The organism is Deefgea piscis, assembly GCF_013284055.1.
In the GTDB taxonomy this organism is placed as follows: Bacteria; Pseudomonadota; Gammaproteobacteria; order Burkholderiales; family Chitinibacteraceae; genus Deefgea; species Deefgea piscis.
Genome location: NZ_CP054143.1, coordinates 1302539 through 1322462, shown reverse-complemented (window position 1 = coordinate 1322462; position 19924 = coordinate 1302539). Strand labels below are relative to the sequence as shown.

The 19924-nt window shown below is 47.4% G+C and carries 22 protein-coding genes and 1 pseudogene; all 23 read right to left on the bottom strand.

From position 1 onward, the window contains the following. Positions 1-3 precede the first annotated feature (3 nt). Entirely contained in the window at positions 4-2082 is a 2079-nt protein-coding gene (ppk1, locus tag HQN60_RS06425) for a polyphosphate kinase 1 (RefSeq protein ID WP_173532866.1), read from the bottom strand. Between the two features lie 110 nt (positions 2083-2192). Then, positions 2193-2459: an oxidative damage protection protein gene (locus HQN60_RS06420; RefSeq protein ID WP_173532865.1), complete on the bottom strand. Its 267-nt coding sequence runs from the start codon at positions 2457-2459 to the stop codon at positions 2193-2195. 48 nt (positions 2460-2507) lie between these two features. Next, positions 2508-3599, bottom strand: coding sequence for a redox-regulated ATPase YchF (gene ychF / locus HQN60_RS06415; RefSeq protein ID WP_173532864.1), 1092 nt, complete (start codon positions 3597-3599; stop codon positions 2508-2510). Positions 3600-3809: 210 nt separating this feature from the next. Beyond that, entirely contained in the window at positions 3810-4421 is a 612-nt protein-coding gene (locus HQN60_RS06410; RefSeq protein ID WP_173532863.1) for a YecA/YgfB family protein, read from the bottom strand. 170 nt (positions 4422-4591) lie between these two features. Then, positions 4592-5965 carry a bifunctional UDP-N-acetylglucosamine diphosphorylase/glucosamine-1-phosphate N-acetyltransferase GlmU gene (gene glmU / locus HQN60_RS06405; protein ID WP_173532862.1) on the bottom strand — a complete coding sequence of 458 codons (1374 nt, stop codon included), beginning with the start codon at positions 5963-5965 and terminating at the stop codon, positions 4592-4594. Between the two features lie 180 nt (positions 5966-6145). Further along, entirely contained in the window at positions 6146-6574 is a 429-nt protein-coding gene (locus HQN60_RS06400; RefSeq protein ID WP_173532861.1) for a F0F1 ATP synthase subunit epsilon, read from the bottom strand. A gap of 11 nt (positions 6575-6585) precedes the next feature. Continuing rightward, positions 6586-7965 carry a F0F1 ATP synthase subunit beta gene (gene atpD / locus HQN60_RS06395; RefSeq protein WP_173532860.1) on the bottom strand — a complete coding sequence of 460 codons (1380 nt, stop codon included), beginning with the start codon at positions 7963-7965 and terminating at the stop codon, positions 6586-6588. 36 nt (positions 7966-8001) lie between these two features. Further along, positions 8002-8871 carry a F0F1 ATP synthase subunit gamma gene (gene atpG, locus HQN60_RS06390; RefSeq protein WP_173532859.1) on the bottom strand — a complete coding sequence of 290 codons (870 nt, stop codon included), beginning with the start codon at positions 8869-8871 and terminating at the stop codon, positions 8002-8004. 28 nt (positions 8872-8899) lie between these two features. Continuing rightward, positions 8900-10441, bottom strand: a complete 1542-nt coding sequence (atpA, locus tag HQN60_RS06385; protein ID WP_173532858.1) for a F0F1 ATP synthase subunit alpha — start codon at positions 10439-10441, stop codon at positions 8900-8902. An 8-nt stretch (positions 10442-10449) separates the two neighbouring features. Next, on the bottom strand, positions 10450-10986 hold the full coding sequence (locus HQN60_RS06380) for a F0F1 ATP synthase subunit delta (RefSeq protein WP_173532857.1): 537 nt from the start codon (positions 10984-10986) through the stop codon (positions 10450-10452). Between the two features lie 7 nt (positions 10987-10993). Continuing rightward, positions 10994-11464 (bottom strand): F0F1 ATP synthase subunit B, encoded by a 471-nt coding sequence (locus HQN60_RS06375; protein WP_173532856.1) that lies wholly within the window; start codon positions 11462-11464, stop codon positions 10994-10996. 33 nt (positions 11465-11497) lie between these two features. Next, a complete protein-coding gene (atpE, locus tag HQN60_RS06370) occupies positions 11498-11782 on the bottom strand; it encodes a F0F1 ATP synthase subunit C (RefSeq protein WP_173532855.1) in 285 nt (94 codons plus the stop codon). Positions 11783-11876: 94 nt separating this feature from the next. Beyond that, the gene (gene atpB / locus HQN60_RS06365) at positions 11877-12680 is read right to left on the bottom strand and encodes a F0F1 ATP synthase subunit A (protein WP_173532854.1); all 804 of its coding nucleotides are present in this window, start codon (positions 12678-12680) and stop codon (positions 11877-11879) included. 3 nt (positions 12681-12683) lie between these two features. Beyond that, positions 12684-13055 carry an ATP synthase subunit I gene (locus HQN60_RS06360; protein WP_173532853.1) on the bottom strand — a complete coding sequence of 124 codons (372 nt, stop codon included), beginning with the start codon at positions 13053-13055 and terminating at the stop codon, positions 12684-12686. Positions 13056-13270: 215 nt separating this feature from the next. Continuing rightward, a complete protein-coding gene (locus HQN60_RS16495; RefSeq protein ID WP_444542351.1) occupies positions 13271-13321 on the bottom strand; it encodes a hypothetical protein in 51 nt (16 codons plus the stop codon). Next, complete coding sequence (locus HQN60_RS06355; protein WP_217390273.1) at positions 13303-14106, bottom strand: ParB/RepB/Spo0J family partition protein; 804 nt, start codon at positions 14104-14106, stop codon at positions 13303-13305. The genes HQN60_RS16495 and HQN60_RS06355 overlap by 19 nt, the downstream gene beginning before the upstream one ends. A 76-nt stretch (positions 14107-14182) precedes the next feature. Beyond that, positions 14183-14968: a ParA family protein gene (locus HQN60_RS06350; RefSeq protein WP_308419432.1), complete on the bottom strand. Its 786-nt coding sequence runs from the start codon at positions 14966-14968 to the stop codon at positions 14183-14185. A gap of 49 nt (positions 14969-15017) precedes the next feature. Next, positions 15018-15668, bottom strand: coding sequence for a 16S rRNA (guanine(527)-N(7))-methyltransferase RsmG (gene rsmG / locus HQN60_RS06345; protein ID WP_173532851.1), 651 nt, complete (start codon positions 15666-15668; stop codon positions 15018-15020). After that, the gene (mnmG, locus tag HQN60_RS06340) at positions 15665-17566 is read right to left on the bottom strand and encodes a tRNA uridine-5-carboxymethylaminomethyl(34) synthesis enzyme MnmG (RefSeq protein ID WP_173532850.1); all 1902 of its coding nucleotides are present in this window, start codon (positions 17564-17566) and stop codon (positions 15665-15667) included. The genes rsmG and mnmG overlap by 4 nt, the downstream gene beginning before the upstream one ends. Positions 17567-17809: 243 nt before the next feature. Then, the gene (gene ppgK / locus HQN60_RS06335) at positions 17810-18583 is read right to left on the bottom strand and encodes a polyphosphate--glucose phosphotransferase (RefSeq protein ID WP_173532849.1); all 774 of its coding nucleotides are present in this window, start codon (positions 18581-18583) and stop codon (positions 17810-17812) included. A gap of 99 nt (positions 18584-18682) precedes the next feature. Beyond that, on the bottom strand, positions 18683-19135 hold the full coding sequence (locus HQN60_RS06330) for a hypothetical protein (RefSeq protein ID WP_254456687.1): 453 nt from the start codon (positions 19133-19135) through the stop codon (positions 18683-18685). A gap of 42 nt (positions 19136-19177) precedes the next feature. Further along, positions 19178-19267, bottom strand: a pseudogene (locus HQN60_RS16450) (DUF4124 domain-containing protein); the annotation flags it as partial. 13 nt (positions 19268-19280) lie between these two features. After that, positions 19281-19922: an orotate phosphoribosyltransferase gene (gene pyrE / locus HQN60_RS06325; protein ID WP_173532847.1), complete on the bottom strand. Its 642-nt coding sequence runs from the start codon at positions 19920-19922 to the stop codon at positions 19281-19283. Positions 19923-19924: the final 2 nt, after the last annotated feature.

Sequence of the window (19924 nt, the reverse complement as noted above, 5' to 3'; positions counted from 1 at the left end):
CGATTAATTCCGCGTTCCCGCCGCTAAATCAGCGAGTAACTGCGCTTGTGCCGAACGGATTTTGCCACCACGCGCCAATTTACGGCGATAGCGACCATCGGACAACATTTCCCAAGCTTGCGTATTGTCCACCAAGAAAGGCCGCAAACTTTCACGAATTACACGACGCTTCACTTTGGGGTTCAAAATCGGAAATGCGATTTCGATACGACGGAATAAATTACGCCCCATCCAATCGGCACTGGATAAATACACGTCTTCTGCACCATCATTGAGGAAATAAAACACACGATGATGCTCTAAGAAGCGACCAATCACAGAACGAACTCGAATATTTTCAGAAACCCCAGGCAAGCCAGGACGCAAGGCACATACACCACGCACAATGAGGTGAATCGTGACGCCTGCGCCAGAAGCCTCATACAATTTATCAATAATCGAGGGCTCAAGCAGCGAATTCATTTTGGCGATAATCACCGCTTTACGCCCAGCCTTGGCGTGCACAATCTCGCGCTCAATGGCGGCGATAAATTGGCTATGCAGCGTAAATGGCGCCTGCCACAGTGCGTGATGATCCCCCGCCAAACCTAAACCGGTCAGCTGCATAAACACATCATTCACATCGCTGGTAATATCGGCATTGGCGGTTAACAAGCCAAAGTCGGTATAGAGCTTGGCAGTACGTGGATGATAGTTGCCTGTCCCGACGTGAGCGTAGCGATGCAGGCGACCTTCCTCACGACGAACAATCAGCAGCATTTTGGCGTGCGTTTTATAACCATACACACCATACACTACATGGGCGCCGACGCTTTCTAGCTTCGCAGCCCAATTGATATTGGCTTCTTCATCAAAACGCGCCATCAATTCAACCACCACGGTGACTTCTTTACCGCGAATTGCCGCCTCTTTGAGCGCGTCCATCAAGACCGACTCAGCGCCAGTTCGGTAAATCGTCATTTTAATGGCAACGACCTGCGGATCACGTGCTGCTTGCTGTAGCAAATCCACAACGGGCGTAAAACTTTGGTAGGGATGGTGCAACAAAATATCGCTGTGCCGAATCGCAGAGAAAAAATCAGCCTGTTTGCGTAGCTCAGGCGGAATGCCCGGCATAAACGGGATATATTTCAAATCCGGACGATCAACTTGGTCTGGTACTTGCATTAAACGCACCAAATTCACCGGCCCATTCACTCGGTAAATGTCTTCTGGCAGCAAGCCAAATTGCGACGACAAAAAGTCTTGTAAATGCCGTGGGCAATTATCAGCCAACTCTAAGCGAACTGCATCACCATAAGGGCGTTGCGATAGCTCACCTTCAATCGCTGCGCGCAGATCTTTGATGTCTTCATCATCCACCGATACATCCGAATCGCGCGTTACACGGAATTGATAGCAACCAAGGACATGCATGCCAGAAAATAGCTCATCAATATGTGCGTGCAAAATCGATGATAAAAAGACGAAACCATGCTGAGTGCCAGAGATTTCGTCTGGCATTTTGACAAAGCGTGGAAAAATACGTGGCGCCTGAACAATCGCGATGCCCGAATTGCGGCCAAAGGCGTCAGGGCCTTCTAACTCAACAATAAAATTGAGCATTTTGTTAGATAAACGTGGGAATGGATGCGAAGGATCCAAACCAATCGGCGTCAAAATGGGTTTTAATTCACGGAAGAAATAATTTTTAACCCATTCCCGCTGCGCTTCAGTCCATAAACTACGCCGAAAGAAATAAATCCCTTCCGTTTCCATTGCTGGAAAAACATTTTCGCGCAAAATTCGATATTGTCGTTCAACCAAATCGTGCGCTTCTTTGGTGACCAATTCAAAAGCTTGATGTGGCGTAATCCCTTCTGGCAACAGCCGAGAAGGATTGTGCCGAATATTTTCTTTTAACCACGCCATTCTGACTTCAAAAAACTCATCCAGATTGCTCGACACAATGCACAAAAACTTCAAGCGCTCCAAAAGTGGATTGCGCACGTCCTCGGCTTGTGCCAAAACACGGCGGTTAAATTCAAGTAAACCCAATTCACGATTGAGCAAGAGTTGATTGTCGGCGGGTTTGTAAGTCATGGCAGCGCTCTTTGATGGCGATTGAGGTCAATTGAATCAGCTTCTAACTCAGCTTATGCAACGCTTTTAAAGCACAACAGGCCGCAAATGCGGCCTGTGTGATCAAACAATTACTGTGGTACGTAGCCTTGAATGGCATCAGCACCTGAACCAAAGAAGTAATTTTCCAACTGCTGTTGCAAGTATTTACGTGCACTTGGATCAGCTAAACTCAAACGATTTTCATTAATCAGCATCGTTTGGTGCTTCACCCAAGCAGTCCAAGCTTCTTTAGAAACTTGTTCATATACTTTCTTGCCCAGCTCGCCCGGTAGCGGTGGAAAATCTAAACCTTCAGCTTCACGGCCTAATTTGACACACTGAACAGTACGGCTCATTTAATGCCTCCATATTATTACAATATTGTTTCAGTTCAATGACATTCATTAAACGTTAAATAAGAAATTAAGTACATCACCGTCTTTTACCACATATTCTTTGCCTTCAGCCCGCATCTTGCCGGCTTCTTTGGCTCCTTGCTCACCCTTGTAGGCGATAAAATCTTCGTAAGCAATCGTTTGTGCACGAATAAAGCCACGCTCAAAATCGGTATGGATCACGCCAGCCGCTTGCGGTGCGGTGTCGCCTTTGTGGATGGTCCATGCGCGAACTTCTTTCACACCCGCAGTGAAATAGGTTTGCAGGCCGAGTAATTCGTAACCGGCGCGAATCAAGCGATTCAAACCTGGCTCGTCTTGACCGAGCGACTCTAAAAACTCAACTTTATCTGCTTCATCCAGTTCAGCGATCTCGCTTTCGATGGATGCACAAACGGCAACGACCGGTGCGCCTTCAAGCGCGGCGTGGGCTTTTACTTTATCGAGTAATGGATTGTTGTCAAAACCATCTTCGGCTACGTTGGCAACATACATTGCTGGCTTGATCGTCAACAGGCACAACGGTTTGATCGCGGCTTTTTCGTCATCGGACAATTTCAGTGAGCGCGCTGGCAAGCCTTCGTTCAGATGCGGTAAGAGTTTTTCCAATACGGCGATCGATGCCAATGCTTCTTTATCACCGGAGCGCGCTTTTTTACCATCACGCTGAATGGCTTTTTCGACCGTATTCATATCGGCCAAAGCCAATTCGGTACCAATCACGATAATGTCATCGATTGGATCAACGCGGCCGGCAACGTGAATGATGTTATCGTTTTCAAAACAACGCACCACATTCACAATCGCGTCAGTTTCGCGGATATTGGCCAAGAATTGGTTACCCAAACCCTCACCTTTACTCGCACCAGCGACTAAACCGGCGATATCAACGAATTCAACAATCGCCGACTGAATTTTTTGTGGATTAACAATTTTGGATAATTCGGCTAAACGATGATCTGGCACTTCAACGATGCCGACATTCGGCTCAATGGTGCAAAATGGATAGTTAGCTGCTTCAATGCCTGAATTGGTCAATGCATTAAATAGCGTAGATTTACCGACGTTGGGCAAGCCAACAATGCCGCACTTGAGACTCATGAATCATTCCTTGCTGGGCGACGCCGCCCAATAAATACTAAACCATCAATTTTAACTGATGCGAGCACCGATTGGCGCGCATCAGCAAGCAAAACCGCTTATTCACCAAAAAATACCTCGATCAATCATTGGCTTGTGCTCAATTGGCAGCAGCATGCTGCTGCCATATCGGCCAAATCATGCATCGGTTTGGGCTTATATCTGTGTTAATTAATGCAATTGATGCTTACTGCGCGACGTTTCATTGTTTTCACGGAAGAAATCACGAATTTCGATCACCATTTCCGGAATTTGCTCCGCCACTTCGTTGTCATGGCGGACTAAATCAATTCCTTCTTTGAGCATATCTTCGCGCATTTCATCGTCCGAACCACTCATGATGGCCATAAACATGAATTGCCCTTCTTCTTCGTCAATCAAAGGTTGCCATTCTTCTTCAGCTAAGCCTGCACCAAAGCAGAAACCTAAGCTCCATTCTTCAATGCTGGAATTTTGCATTGATTCATCTTCCCAATACAGCAACGGCTCGTAAACAGGAGGATCTTGCGCTAATTCATCGGCAATTTGATTGTATAAACGCATCACCAAATTGATGATGGCATCGCCTTCCGGCAAAGCAAAAATCGCAGCCTCTGGACGATCCCAGATTTGAGCCAGCCATTGACCAGGCATCACGGTAGCGGGGCCGATCAAAATTGCGGTAAGGTAGCCATGTAGCATGGATAATGACATCGCATCTTTGCCGACTGCATCTGAATATAAAAATTGATCAAGTTGATCGAGTTCTTCATCAGTCAGTGGCTGGTCAAGTAATAAAGACATACAGTACTCCAAGAGTAAAACACTAAATCGATACACCGATTTACTATGGGTATTTACATGGAGTCTTTTATTTAAAATGACTACAGCAATATACCCATCATTTAAGCATTACGACCCAGCTCAATCGCTAGGCCGTACTTCAAACCCAATTATTGCAATCTACCAGTTATTTATTTCACGATTTTCTTTGGTCGCTGCCAAGCCGACAATGTCAGTTGTTTCGCGCGCGCAATCGTCAACTCACCTGCTGGGGCATTTTTACTAATCACCGAGCCAGCACCTGTCGTCGCTCCGGCACCAATTGTGACGGGTGCAACCAGACAATTATTGCTGCCAATAAACACATTATCTTCAATCACTGTGGTGAATTTATTAACGCCATCATAATTGCAAGTAATCGTTCCAGCACCCACATTCACACCAGCACCAATTTGGGCATCGCCGATATAGCTTAGATGATTAATTTTTGAGCCGAGCTCGACGCTCGACTTTTTAATTTCAACAAAATTGCCAATATGGACTTGCGCAGCCAATTGCGCACCAGGTCGCAAACGGGCATAAGGACCGATCAAACTACCGGCGCCAACCACGGCGTCTTCCAAATGGCAAAATGGATGAATCACCGCGCCATCAGCAATCGTGACGTTTTTTAGTACGCAATGTGCGCCAATACTCACACCTTGGCCCAAAACGACACGCCCTTCAAAAATGCAATTCACATCAATAAAGACATCTTGGCCATGCGTCAATGTACCGCGCACGTCAATCCGCGCTGGATCAGCCAAGCCAACACCTGCGGTTAACAAGGCTTTGGCGTTTTCACCTTGATAAATACGCTCTAAGCTGGCGAGCTGCAGCTTATTATTAATGCCTTCTGCTTCCCAATGATCTAAGGGCTGCACCGTCGCAATTTCAACACCATCACGTACGGCAAGAGCGATTAAGTCGGTGGCATAATACTCACCTTGCGCATTGTCGTTCTTTAGCTCAGATAACCATCCAGCCAAACGCGCCGTCGGCAAGGCCAAAATTCCGGTATTCATTTCAGTGATTTTGGCTTGCTCTACAGAGCAATCTTTTTGCTCAACAATGCAAGTCACCTGCCCAGCTGCATTGCGAACAATGCGGCCATAACCAGTTGCATCATCCAGAATATCGGTCAGAACACCGACTTTGCCATCGGCACTTGCCGCCAATAAGGCTTCAATAGTGGCCAAACGCGTTAATGGCACATCACCATACAGCATCAGGGTAATGCCACCAACGCATTGTGGAACGGCCTGCGCCAAGGCATGCCCTGTACCAAGCTGCTCAGCCTGACACGCCCAAGCTAAATCAGTTTGATCGGCCAATTGCTTTTGCACTTGCTCGCCGCCATGACCATACACAATGACCATTTTTTGCGGCTGTAATTGACGCGCAGTATCAATAACGTGTTGAACTAACGGTTTGCCCGCAAGACGGTGCAATACTTTCGGCAAACTAGAGTACATCCGTTTACCTTGCCCTGCAGCCAAAATGACCACGTTTAATGCAGAAGCCATCACTTATCCCTAAATATATATGGTTTGTCGCTATTCTAATCTTCAGCGTGGTTCACGCACAGCATGACATGACTTTATTGCGTTATCTGCCAGCAACTTAAACGTAAATAAAGCAAAAAGGCAGCCGAAGCTGCCTTTTTAATTTTTACAATCCGATTACTGCAAATTCAATTGCAATAATTAGTGGCCGCCGCGTTTCAATTTAGAAACTACCGCAAGTTTCGCTACAGCATCCATCAATTCAGCCTGCGCCATCGCGAAGTCCATCGAAGAAGAATGGTTTTTCAACGCATCTTCTGCGCGGCGTTTAGCTTCTAACGCCTTCGCTTCATCAATGTCAGCACCACGAATCGCAGTATCGGCCAAGACTGTTACCACATCCGGTTGAACTTCAAGCATGCCACCTGAAACAAACAGAATGACATCATCTTCGTTCGAGTTGGCGATCTTAATACGGATCGCACCCGGACGAATACGGGTCAACAGCGGAGCGTGCCGCGGCAAGATACCAATCTCACCCTTATCGGCAGGCGCTGAGATAAACTCAGCTAAGCCAGAGTAGATCAGTTCTTCAGCACTAACTACGTCCACACGCATGCTCATGGCCATCGCTTAACCCCTTATTGCATCGACTTGGCTTTTTCGATCGCTTCTTCGATGCCGCCAACCATATAGAAGGCTTGCTCTGGAAGGTGATCGTAATCGCCATTCAAGATGCCCTTGAAGCCCTTGAGGGTTTCTTTGAGCGGAACGTACTTGCCTGGCGAGCCAGTGAACACTTCAGCAACGTGGAACGGTTGCGACAAGAAACGTTGAATCTTACGAGCACGAGATACTGACAATTTGTCTTCTGGAGACAATTCGTCCATACCCAGAATCGCGATAATGTCTTGCAATTCTTTGTACTTTTGCAATGTTTGCTGAACGCCACGCGCTACAGAGTAGTGCTCGTCGCCAACCACTTGCGGATCCAATTGACGTGAAGTTGAATCGAGTGGATCTACCGCAGGGTAGATACCTAACGACGCAATATCACGGCTCAGAACAACAGTCGCATCCAAGTGAGCGAAGGTTGTTGCTGGAGATGGATCGGTCAAGTCATCCGCAGGTACGTAAACGGCTTGAATCGATGTAATCGAGCCAGTCTTAGTCGAAGTGATACGCTCTTGAAGCGCACCCATCTCTTCAGCCAATGTCGGTTGGTAACCCACGGCAGAAGGCATACGACCCAACAACGCCGATACTTCAGTACCAGCGAGGGTGTAGCGGTAGATGTTATCCACAAAGAACAAGATGTCACGGCCTTCGTCACGGAAATGTTCCGCGATTGACAGACCCGTCAACGCTACGCGCAAACGGTTGCCTGGTGGCTCGTTCATTTGACCGTAAACCATCGCCACTTTATCAAGAACGTTAGAGTCCTTCATTTCGTGGTAGAAGTCGTTACCCTCACGAGTACGCTCACCTACACCAGCAAACACAGACAAACCACTGTGCGCTTTAGCGATGTTGTTGATCAATTCCATCATGTTCACGGTTTTGCCGACACCGGCACCACCGAACAGACCCACTTTACCACCCTTAGCAAACGGGCAAACCAAGTCAATAACCTTGATACCAGTTTCTAAGAGATCAATACTTTGGTTCAACTCATCAAATTTTGGTGCAGCTTGGTGAATTGCACGAGTTGCCTCGCCATTCACTGGGCCTGCATCATCAATCGGGTTGCCCAATACATCCATAATACGGCCCAGAGTTGCATTACCTACTGGCACCATGATTGGTGCGCCAGTGTTGGTAACGCCTGTACCGCGTTTAAGACCATCGGTACTACCCATGGCAATGGCGCGCACTACGCCGTCGCCGAGCTGCTGCTGAACTTCCAGCGTCAGTTCTGCGCCAACTAGTTTGAGCGCGTCATACACCTTGGGAATATTGTCGCGTGGGAATTCCACGTCAACAACTGGCCCAATGATTTGTACGATTTTACCTTGGCTCATCGTTTTTCCTAATCCAGTTAATCCGTCAGGGCCCAATTAAACTGCTGCCGCGCCGCCAACAATTTCCGAAAGTTCTTTCGTAATTGCCGCTTGTCGCGTTTTGTTATATAGCAGTTGCAGGGAGCCGATTACATTGTCAGCGTTGTCAGTTGCAGCCTTCATCGCCACCATACGCGCCGCTTGTTCTGATGCGATGTTTTCCGCTACGGCTTGGTAAACCAAGGCCTCTACGTAACGATTCATCAAATCATCAATCACCGTTTTTGCATCTGGCTCATACAGGTATTCCCAGTTGTGCGCAGATTTCGGTTGTTCAAACGATTCGCTAGCTAATGGCAACAATTGTTCGATGACTGGCTCTTGTTTCATGGTGTTAATGAAACGAGTGTAAACGATGTGTACTTCGTCTACTTCACCAGCAACGTAGGCATCGATCATCACTTTGATCGGGCCAATCAGCTGTTCCAGATGCGGGGTATCACCAAGACCAACGGCCGAAGAAAGAATCTTCGCGCCATTACGCTTCATGAAACCCAACCCTTTATTGCCGATTGCGGTTACAACAGTTTCAACACCATTGTTGTGCAATTCTTTCATTTTATTGAAAGCCGAACGCAGGGCGTTGGTGTTCAAGCCACCACACAAACCTTTGTCCGAAGACACCATAATCAGGCCAACCCGCTTGACGGTGTCGCGCGTTTGGAGATATGGATGCTCATAGTCGACCAAAGCTTGGCTCAAGTGGCCAGCCACATTACGGATTTTTTCACCGTAAGGGCGGGCCGCCTTCATACGCTCTTGAGCCTTGCGCATTTTCGACGTGGCAACCATTTCCATGGCGCGGGTGATCTTCTGCGTGTTTTTTACGCTTTTGATCTTAGTACGAATCTCTTTACCGCTTGCCATGATTTGATCCTTTTATCAACGTCTCAAATCAGTAAGCAGCGCCGGCTTTAAAGGCTTCAACTGCTTTCATAATGGCTGCTTCATCATCAGAAGACAGCTCACCCTTATCATCAACACGCGCCAATACATCTGCATGATTGGCTTTGAGATTGCTAAGGAATGCAGCTTCAAATGCCAGTGCGCGATCAACAGCGACGTCATCATAAACGCCTTTGTTAATCAAGAGCAGGGTAACACCCAACTCAGCGACTTTCATCGGGCTGTACTGAGCTTGTTTCATCAACTCAGTCACCATCTTGCCGCGTTCCAATTGCTTACGTGTTGCTTCATCAAGGTCAGAAGCGAACTGGGCAAATGCCGCCAATTCACGATACTGAGCCAAAGCCAAACGTACGCCGCCACCCAATTTTTTGATGACTTTAGTTTGCGCAGCACCACCCACACGCGATACCGAAATACCGGCGTTCATTGCTGGGCGAATACCCGCGTTGAACAAGTCAGTTTCCAAGAAAATCTGACCATCAGTAATCGAAATAACGTTGGTTGGTACGAAGGCAGAAACGTCACCAGCTTGCGTTTCGATGATAGGCAATGCAGTTAACGAACCTGTTTTACCTTTCACTTCACCATTAGTTAGCTTCTCAACTTCAACTTCATTGATACGCGATGCGCGTTCCAACAAGCGGCTGTGGAGATAGAAAACATCGCCAGGGAATGCTTCACGGCCCGGAGGACGACGCAAAAGCAATGAAATTTGACGGTAAGCAACGGCTTGCTTAGACAAATCATCATAAACGATCAAGGCATCTTCACCACGATCGCGGAAGTATTCGCCCATTGTGCAACCAGAGTACGCAGCGATGTATTGCAAGGCAGCAGCTTCAGAAGCGGCAGCAGCAACAATAATCGTGTGACCCAATGCACCGTGTTCTTCCAACTTGCGAACCACGTTAGCAATCGAAGATGCTTTTTGACCAATCGCCACATAGATACAAGTAACACCAGTACCTTTTTGGTTAATGATCGCATCAAGTGCAACAGCGGTTTTACCCGTTTGGCGGTCACCAATGATCAACTCGCGCTGACCACGACCTACTGGCACCATGGTATCAATTGACTTGATACCAGTTTGCAGTGGTTGTGAAACCGATTGACGCGCAATAACGCCTGGTGCAATTTTTTCAATTGGCGCAGACATCGTTGTGCCCAATGGGCCTTTGCCGTCGATAGGTTGACCCAATGCGTTCACAACGCGACCGATCAACTCACGACCAATAGGTACTTCCAAGATACGGCCGGTACACTTAACAACATCACCTTCGGCGATGTGTTTGTAGTCACCTAAAATAACAGCACCTACAGAATCGCGCTCTAAGTTAAGCGCCAGACCGAAGGTATTACCCGGGAACTCCAACATCTCACCTTGCATAACTTCCGACAAACCGTGCACGCGCACGATACCGTCAGTTACCGACACTACAGTACCAGTCGTGCTGGATTGTGCGCCTTGGGGTAGATTTTGGATCCGAGCTTTAATCAGTTCACTGATTTCGGACGGATTAAGTTGCATGATTTCTCCTAACTCTTCAGGCTTGTCGCAAGGGCAGTTAATTTGCCGCTAACCGAGGCATCAATAACTAAGTCACCAATCGTTACTTTCACACCACCGATTAACTCGGGGTTGACACTAACATCGGCGCTGATCTTGCGTTTAAGTTGCTGAGTGAGCGTAGCCGTCAGTTCGGCCAGTTGGGCATCAGTCATAGCAAAAGCAGATTCAATGTGCGCTTGCGCTACACCTTCGTCTGCCGCTTTCAGTTCTTCAAATAAAGTCGACACAGCCGGTAAAGTGGCAAAACGACGATTTTCGAGCACTGCTGCCAGGAAGTTTTTAACCTCGGCGTTTGCTTCAGTACCCAGAAGCCCAACCAACAGCTCCTGTACTTGATCAGCAGAACACTTTGGATTAGCCACTACGTCAAGAATCTCTTGGTTCTGGGCAATAAGCGCCAGATTAGCAAGCGTATCCGACCATTGAGAAAGCGTATTGCTTTCTTTAGCCAGCCGGAAAACGGCCTCGGCGTAGGGTCTAGCGACGGTTATAAGTTCTGCCATGACTATCTTACAATTCCGCTTTGATGGATGACAGCATATCAGCATGCTTCGCTGCGTCGATTTCGCGACGTAAGATCTGCTCAGCACCAGCGATTGCCAATACGGCAACTTGCTGACGAAGCGTTTCTTTAGCTTGCTGAATTTGCTGCTCGATTTCACCTTGGGCGCCAGCGATCAGGCGTTCGCCTTCCACTTTGGCATTGCCTTTAGCTTCATCGACAAGTTGCGCTGCACGTTTTTCGGCTTGGGCAATGATCTCAGCTGCGCTTTGTTTTGCTTCACGCAGTTTGTCCGCTGACTTTTTCTCAGCATTCTCAAGATCTTGTTTGGCACGATCTGCAGAGGCTAGGCCATCTGCAATGCGTTTAGCACGCTCATCCATCATCTTGATCAGCGGAGGCCAAACGAACTTCATCGTGAACAGGATCAAGAGACCAAAAGTGATCATCTGACCTATGAGAGACGAATTAAATTCCACGCTGAATGTCCTCCTTAAAGGCTGATCAAAAGATTATTGAGCAGCAACAGTCAGAGCAGCCAGGAATGGGTTGTTGAAGGTGTAAAGCATAGCCACACCAACGCCAATCATCGAAATCGCATCCAACAGACCAGCGATAATAAACAGTTTAGTTTGCAAAACTGGAATCATTTCTGGCTGACGAGCAGCAGACTCAAGAAATTTGCCACCGAGGATAGCAAAACCAAGTGCAGTACCAATAGCAGCCAAACCAATGATGATCGCAGCAGCGATAACAGTCATGCCTTGTACGGAAGCAATTACTTCAGGTGAAACCATTTTGAGACTCCTAGTTTGATTCAAAAGTTACGAGGTTGGGTAAAACTGAGTCTAATGTCGTGCACCCAACCGATACACGCCACTAGACTTAAAATCAATGGTCTTCTACAGCCAAGCTCAAGTACACAATCGTCAACATCATAAAGACGAAGGCTTGCAGCGTAATCACCAAGATATGGAAGATGGCCCATGGCGTGCCGAGCACCCAGTTGACCCACCATGGCAGCAAAGCGATCAAGATAAAGATCAACTCACCGGCATACATATTACCGAACAGACGCAGTGCTAAAGAGATTGGTTTTGCAGCCATTTCCACCAACTGGAAGGCGAAATTTACTGGCGCCAAAATAATTGACATCAACAAACCTTCAGCGTGGAATGGCGCAGTAAACAACTCTTTAATCCAGCCAAACAAGCCTTTAGCAGAGATTGAGAAGCCAATAATCATCAACAAGACAGTTAACGACATCGCAAACGTTAAGTTAACGTCAGCCGTTGGCACCACGCGCAAATAAACATGATGTGGATCTGCACCGTAGAAAGTATGACCATACCATTGTGCAAACATTGGCAATAAATCAACTGGTAGCAAGTCCATTGCATTCATCAAGAAGACCCAGCAAAAGATCGTCAATGACAACGGACCAATTACTTTTGATTTACCGTGGAAAGCATCCTTGATTTGGTTGTCGACCATCTCAACAATCAACTCAACAAAGTTTTGCAAACGGCCTGGTACACCTGGCGTTGCTTTGCGAGCAACGTAGGCAAATACGCCGACAAACAACATGCCCAATGCCAAAGAAATCCAGAAAGTATCCAAATGGAAACCGCCGAATAAATCAGACTTTGCAAAGGTCAAATGGTGCTGGATATAACTAGTTGCATCTTGTGCCATAATTTACTTTTTACCGTCAAATTTAATTAAAAGCCCAAACCAGTAGGCGCTAGCTGCAACTAAGTATCCTGCGAATACCCAAGCCCAAGCGACATCCCGATAAAACATAAAGAACGCTGCGAACGCAATCAGCGTTACTGAAAGCTTTGCCATTTCTGCTGCAAAGTGGCGTCGCAACAATTCAGCTGCGGCAGCTAATCGAGCACGATAGGCAATCAGCGAATACAACACGCTGCCTAAGACTGCAATTAATCCACCTGAAAAACTTGCAATTGCCGCCTTCTGATCCACAATCAAAAGTAGCGCAATTGTAAGGAGCATCGTAAATCCGATTTGTAACCGAATGATGCCACGAATCTGTGCCTTCCCGTACATCACATCACCGTAAGACAAACGACGCGATTATACGGAGTTGATTTGCCTTGCGTCAATTTATTACCGTTGACTTTGGTGGATTTATTTTTATTTTTTGCAAAACAAAATCCAACTTAAAAAACCGTTAATTTCTTTCTAAAAACGTAATAAATCAAAGAACTATATTTTTTGAGAATTTTATCCGTCAATTCAATGTCAAACAGCTCTAACTAAGCTTACAGTCGTGCTAACAACGCGTCCAATTGATCTAAACTACCATACTCAATCGTGACCCGACCCCCCCCTTCTTGCCCGATTGAATGACCACACGAGCCCCAATCCTGCTCGATACTTCCTCTTGCAAGCGCAGCACATCAGGATCTGGCTTGTGTTGCTTGGCTGTCATCGGCTCTTGCTGCATTTTTTTGACTAAAGCCTCAACCTCTCGAACCGACAAGCCTTTTAATACCACCAAGCGTGCCACTTCTAATTGCTGCAAGGTATCAAGCGGCAGCAAAGCCCGAGCATGCCCCATATCCATTTCGCCGCGTAGTAGGATTTCCCGTACTGGCTCAGTTAAATGCAATAAACGTAATAAATTTGCCACACTTGGGCGAGATTTTCCCACGGCCTGTGCTGCCGCTTCTTGTGTTAAGCCAAATTCATCGATCAAACGCTGAATACCAATCGCCTCTTCAAGCGGATTAAGGTTCTCGCGTTGAATATTTTCGATCAAGGCCATTGCCAGTGCGGCCTCATCGCTAATGACTCGCACCAAGGCAGGAATTTCAGTGAGCCCCGCCAACAAACACGCTCGCCAACGGCGCTCGCCAGCGATAATTTCGTAGCGATCAATATCAATTTCGCGCACCAAGACCGGTTGCATCAAACCCTGGGCGCGAATTGAGTCGGCCAATTCATTGAGCGCAACTTCATCCATGACGGTACGAGGTTGATATTTGCCAGGTTGCAACACGTCAAGTGCTAAGGTTTTTAGCGTGTCGCCCACCGATGGATCGCCCATCAGCGCATCCAAGCCGCGTCCTAAGCCTTTAAATTTTTTACTAACCATGCGTGTTATTCCTAAAAACCGGAGAGTACGAAGCGCCAATCACTGAACGCTAGGCCATCATGACAAAGCGATCATTTTATATACTCGGCGCAATATCGCCGCTGGCATGCCGCGCCAACATTTCGTTCGCTAATTGCAAATAGGCTTGTGCGCCCTTAGACGATTTGTCGTAGGCCAAGATTGGACGGCCATAACTTGGCGCTTCGGCCAAACGCACATTACGCGGGATAACGGTGTGATACAGCTTGCTAGTAAAATGCTTTACCAATTGCTCCGAAACCTGTTGCGCTAACGTCGAGCGCGGATCAAACATGGTGCGAAGCAAACCTTCTATTTCGATTTTTTTATTTAAACTTTGCTTAATCCGGCGCAGCGTATTCACCAAATCAGACAGCCCTTCCAACGCATAGTATTCGCACTGCATTGGAATCAGTACTGCATCAGCAGCGACCAAACCATTGAGCGTCAGTAAATTCAGTGCCGGTGGACAATCAAGCAAAACATAATCGTACTGTGCATTCACGCCTGACAACGCCGATTTTAAACGCATTTCGCGCTCATTGGCGTCGACCAGCTCAACCTCAGCGCCAGCCAAATCACGTGAAGCCGGTAACAAATCAAAGCCCCCGCTTTCAGAATGTTGCGTGGTCTGCGCCATCGTTGAATCGCCAAGCAATAAGGAGTAGATCGAATGTTTTAGTTTCGATTTGTCTACCCCCGAGCCCATCGTGGCATTCGCCTGTGGATCAAGATCAACCAACAACACACGCTGACCCAAATGCGCCAGACTGGCAGCCAAATTCACTGCCGTGGTCGTTTTGCCGACGCCCCCTTTCTGATTTGCTATTGCCAACACTTTCATCGTCGTTCCCATCGGGATTTGCAGCGCTTTAAAGTGATACGGTTGAGGCTCAAACCACTTTCACCACATGAACCAAATGCCGCTCGGCATCTAAACCAGGCACGGCCAAGCTATCTACCCCTGCCACGTGTACGTCTGCAGGCAATAGAGCGATTTCCTCATAGGGATATACCCCTTTAAGTGCCGCCCACTCGCCGCCTTCGGCCAACAAATGTCCAGTCAAACGTACAAACTCAGACAATTCAGCAAACGCTCGGGAAGTAATAATTTGAAAACCAGTTTCAGGTTGATATGCTTCAACACGGTCAGTCACCACACTGATATTGTCGAGCTTTAACTCTAAAATCGCTTGTCGCAAAAAAGTGGTTTTTTTGTGATTTGAATCCAGCAAAGTCAACTGCCAATCAGGCCTAGCAATCGCCAATGGAATACCCGGCGTGCCAAAACCAGAACCAACATCCAGCATACGTAAAGCATGATCAGGTAACTTGGCCAGCGGAGCCAGTGAATCGAGCAAATGCAGTGGCACCATCCGCTCTGGTTCACGAATCGACGTCAAGCTATAGGTTTTATTCCATTTTTCTAATAGGCCCACATAGGCCAATAGTTTATGTTGCTGTTCGCTACTGAGCTTAAGCCCCATTTCGCTCAAGCCATTGGCCAGCATTTCGGCAAGGTTTTTATCCACGATCACGCTCATTTCAATTCCTCATCCACGGCGGCGGCCCGCTGGTTTTTTTTCAAATACACCACCAACAAAGCCAAGGCCGCTGGCGTTACGCCCGAAATTCGCGATGCTAAGCCTAATGTTTGTGGGCGTTGCGTACTTAATTTTTGTTGAATCTCTTTCGACAAACCGGAAATCACGCTGTAATCAAAATTATCCGGTAGCACAACGTCTTCTAGGGTATCGCGTTTTGCGACCTCAGATTGTTGTCGTTCGATATAACCCTGATATTTAACGTTAATTTCGATCTGTTCTGCCACAGTTGCATCACTGACACCGGGGCCTGCGACCGCCAGCGTCATTAAGCTGTCATAAGTCACTTCGGGACGGCGTAATAGTTCAGCCAAAGTGTATTCACGCTCAATAGCTTTGCCCAACACCCGTTCGGCATCGGCGGCGGCCAAAATCCGTGGATTAACCCACGTCGATTTCATCCGTTCAAGTTCAGTCGCAATCGCTTCGCGTTTCACCTCAAACGCCTGCCATTGCGCATCGCCAACCAAGCCTAAGCGACGACCATGCTCGGTCAAACGCAGATCAGCGTTATCTTCGCGCAATTGCAAACGGAATTCAGCACGACTAGTAAACATACGGTATGGCTCGGTAACGCCCTTAGTAACTAGGTCATCGACCAATACCCCTAGATAGGCTTCGTCACGACCCGGGCACCATGGCGCTTCATCACGCGCGTATAACGCGGCATTCAAACCGGCAAACAAACCCTGCGCGGCGGCTTCTTCATAGCCCGTCGTGCCATTCACTTGCCCCGCAAAGAATAATCCGGCAATGGCTTTGGATTCAAAACTATTTTTTAATGCCCGAGGATCAAAATAATCGTACTCAATGGCATAGCCTGGACGCAAAATGCGCGCGTTTTCTAAACCGACCATCGATTGTACTGCCGCCAGTTGAATGTCAAACGGCAAGCTGGTCGAAATCCCATTCGGATAAAACTCATGGGTGGTTAAGCCTTCGGGCTCAAGGAAAATCTGATGGCTATCTTTATCGGCAAAACGATTAATTTTGTCTTCAATACTCGGGCAATAACGCGGGCCGACGCCTTCAATCTTGCCAGTAAACATCGGGCTGCGATCAAAACCAGAGCGAATAATATCGTGCGTGCGCGCATTGGTTTGCGCAATCCAGCATGGCATTTGCCGTGGATGCATAGCGCGTGAGCCGCGCAAGGAAAACACCGGCTCCGGCGTGTCGCCCGGTTGAATCGGTAAAATACTTAAATTAATGGTCCGACCATCAATGCGTGGCGGCGTCCCAGTCTTTAAACGTCCAACCGGTAAATTCAATTCACGCAAACGATGCGATAGCGTCACCGATGCCGGATCGCCAGCGCGACCGCCGACATGGTTCTCTAAACCCACGTGGATTTTGCCGCCCAAGAAAGTACCTGCAGTCAGCACCACACTGGCGGCCATAAACTCAATACCAATCTGAGTCACTGCACCAATGACTTTATCGCCATCGAGCAGCAAGTCATCGACCGCTTGCTGGAAAATATCCAGATTTTCTTGATTTTCCAACATGCCACGAATCGCGGCTTTATATAAGATTCGATCAGCCTGTGCTCGCGTTGCGCGCACGGCAGGGCCTTTACTGGCGTTGAGCGTTTTAAACTGAATGCCGCCCATATCCGTCGCCAATGCCATCGCGCCACCCAGGGCATCGACTTCTTTGACCAAATGCCCTTTACCAATACCACCAATCGATGGATTGCAGCTCATTTGCCCCAGGGTTTCAATATTGTGCGTCAGCAACAAGGTTTTACGCCCCATTCGGGCGCTAGCTAGGGCAGCTTCAGTACCGGCGTGACCACCACCAACTACAATCACATCATATCGAACGGGATAGCGCATGGCGCATTTCCAAATAAAAGCAAAGGGCGAATATTTTAAGGCAAAACAGAGACTTGCGCGAGGAGTTCACCACAATAAAACGGAAAATTTAATGCATTCATTCGCATTACAGGGCGTAATCTTGATTGCCCCTTGAAATGCATCATGGATTAATGATGCAATCGATCAGCAACATAAAAAAACGCGCAGAATCAATCCGCGCGTTTTTTAATCATGCTTTAAAAGTGGTTGAATCAGTTCGATTTAAATACCACTCTGCCGTGCCGCCTCAAGCGCCGCTCCGACAATTCCGGCATCATTTTTTAAATCTGCTGGTACGACAGGAAAACGTAAACCTTTTAAATTGGGAATAAATTTTTCGTGCTTTTTACTAATTCCACCGCCAATAATCAAAAAGTCTGGTGAAAATAATAATTGTAAATGCAGTAAATATTGATTTAAACGCTCAGTAAATGCCGGCCATTTCATGCCACTTTCTTCTTTTACTTTGGCTGAGCAATATTTTTCAGCAATCTCGTCACTTGGAAAAATAAGATGCCCAAATTCAGTATTGCTCACCAACTGGCCATCAACAATCAATGCACTGCCAATCCCTGTTCCTAATGTAATTACTATCGTTTTGCCCTGCCGGCCTTTCGCAGCACCAAATACGACTTCTGCCAAACCCGCCGCATCCGCATCGTTCATCAACACCAAGGGCAAGCCCGTCGCTTGAGCCAAAATATCTTGTGCCGGCGCCAAAATCCAGCTCTGATCAACATTGGCGGCCGACAGCGTTACTCCGTTGTGCACAATCGCCGGAAAAGTACAGCCCACCGGTCCTGTCCAGGCAAAATGATCGACCAATTGCTTGAGTACTTGTCCAATCGCCTCCGGCGTAGCAGGTTGAGGCGTATCAATGCGATGTCGCTCAGCCAAGAACTCACCAGTGGCTACGTTCACCGGTGCGCCTTTAATGCCCGTGCCACCGATATCAATACCGAGTACCGCGCGGACTGGTTCATTATTTTCAATCATATGATTTACTTCTCGCAAAAAATTAATATTGATACTGACATCTCTCACATGATAAGAGCACCGCAATCTCAATCAAACTGTAAATCCAATGCTCACGCGTTAACGAGGTTGAACATTCCTTAACTCAATCAAACGTTTCTTTTGTAACTCAGCCTTCTCTTTAATTGCAATAACAGCTCGTTGCTGAGTGGCAATAGCGCTATCAATATCAGCCAATTCTTTTTTTGTTACTGCAATATCTGCCAATAATTCCGCAGAAACAGCGCGCTGATTGTTACTTAATTTATTTAATTTGGATTGCTGTGCGTCCAAGCGCTTTTGTACGGTTGTGCGACGTAATACATTAGTTTGCATTCCAGCATCAACCGCCTCAATTTGTCGGTCACGCAATAAATCGACTTCTTCTGGCTTAGAAAAAGATTGGAGTAACGCCTTGTCCGCCCGCCGTTGCTCTTGCTCGGCGCGTTTTTTCTCTTCTAAGGCCTGCTTTTCTTCCGTGGTGAGTATCGCCTCATTGCCTTTGCGTATCCGCGCTGATTTATCTAATTCCATGAGGGATTTTGACTGACCAACCGGCGGTTTATCGCTATATTGCACCTTACCTGTTTCATCAACCCAACGATATACCGTCGCATAACACAGCTGATGAAATAGTAATAATGGCAATACCCACACAAAACGCATATCTACCCTTTAATTAATCAATGCCATACTGACGGCGATAACTTTGTACTCTATCTAGATTGTCAGTCATTCCTTTTTGTTCTGCAAGAAATCCCAATAAATCTTGTAACGTCGCAATCGGAATAACCGGAATACCAAACTGTTGCTCGACCTCTTGCACTGCTGACAAATCACCTTGCCCACGTTCCATGCGATCCAATGCAATCAACACCCCAGCTGGCTCGGCGCCCGCGGCACGAATCATATTGACCGATTCTCGTACTGAAGTACCTGCCGAGATCACATCATCAATAATCATCACCCGACCCTTTAATGGCGCGCCAACCAATACGCCGCCTTCGCCGTGATCTTTCGCTTCTTTACGGTTAAACACGAAGGGCACATTATGCCCTGCGCTTGATAGTGCGACCGCTGTCGCGGATGCCAGGACAATGCCTTTATACGCAGGTCCAAATAAAACATCGAACTCCACACCCGAGGCCAGCGCAGCCTGCGCGTAAAATCGCGCTAATTCACCAACTGAAGTGCCATCGCTAAAAAGTCCGGCATTAAAAAAGTACGGCGAAGCACGGCCTGCTTTGGTGATAAAATCGCCAAAACAAAGTACTTGTTGCTCTACAGCAAAACGGATGAAGTCGCGGCGAAAATCAGTCATGC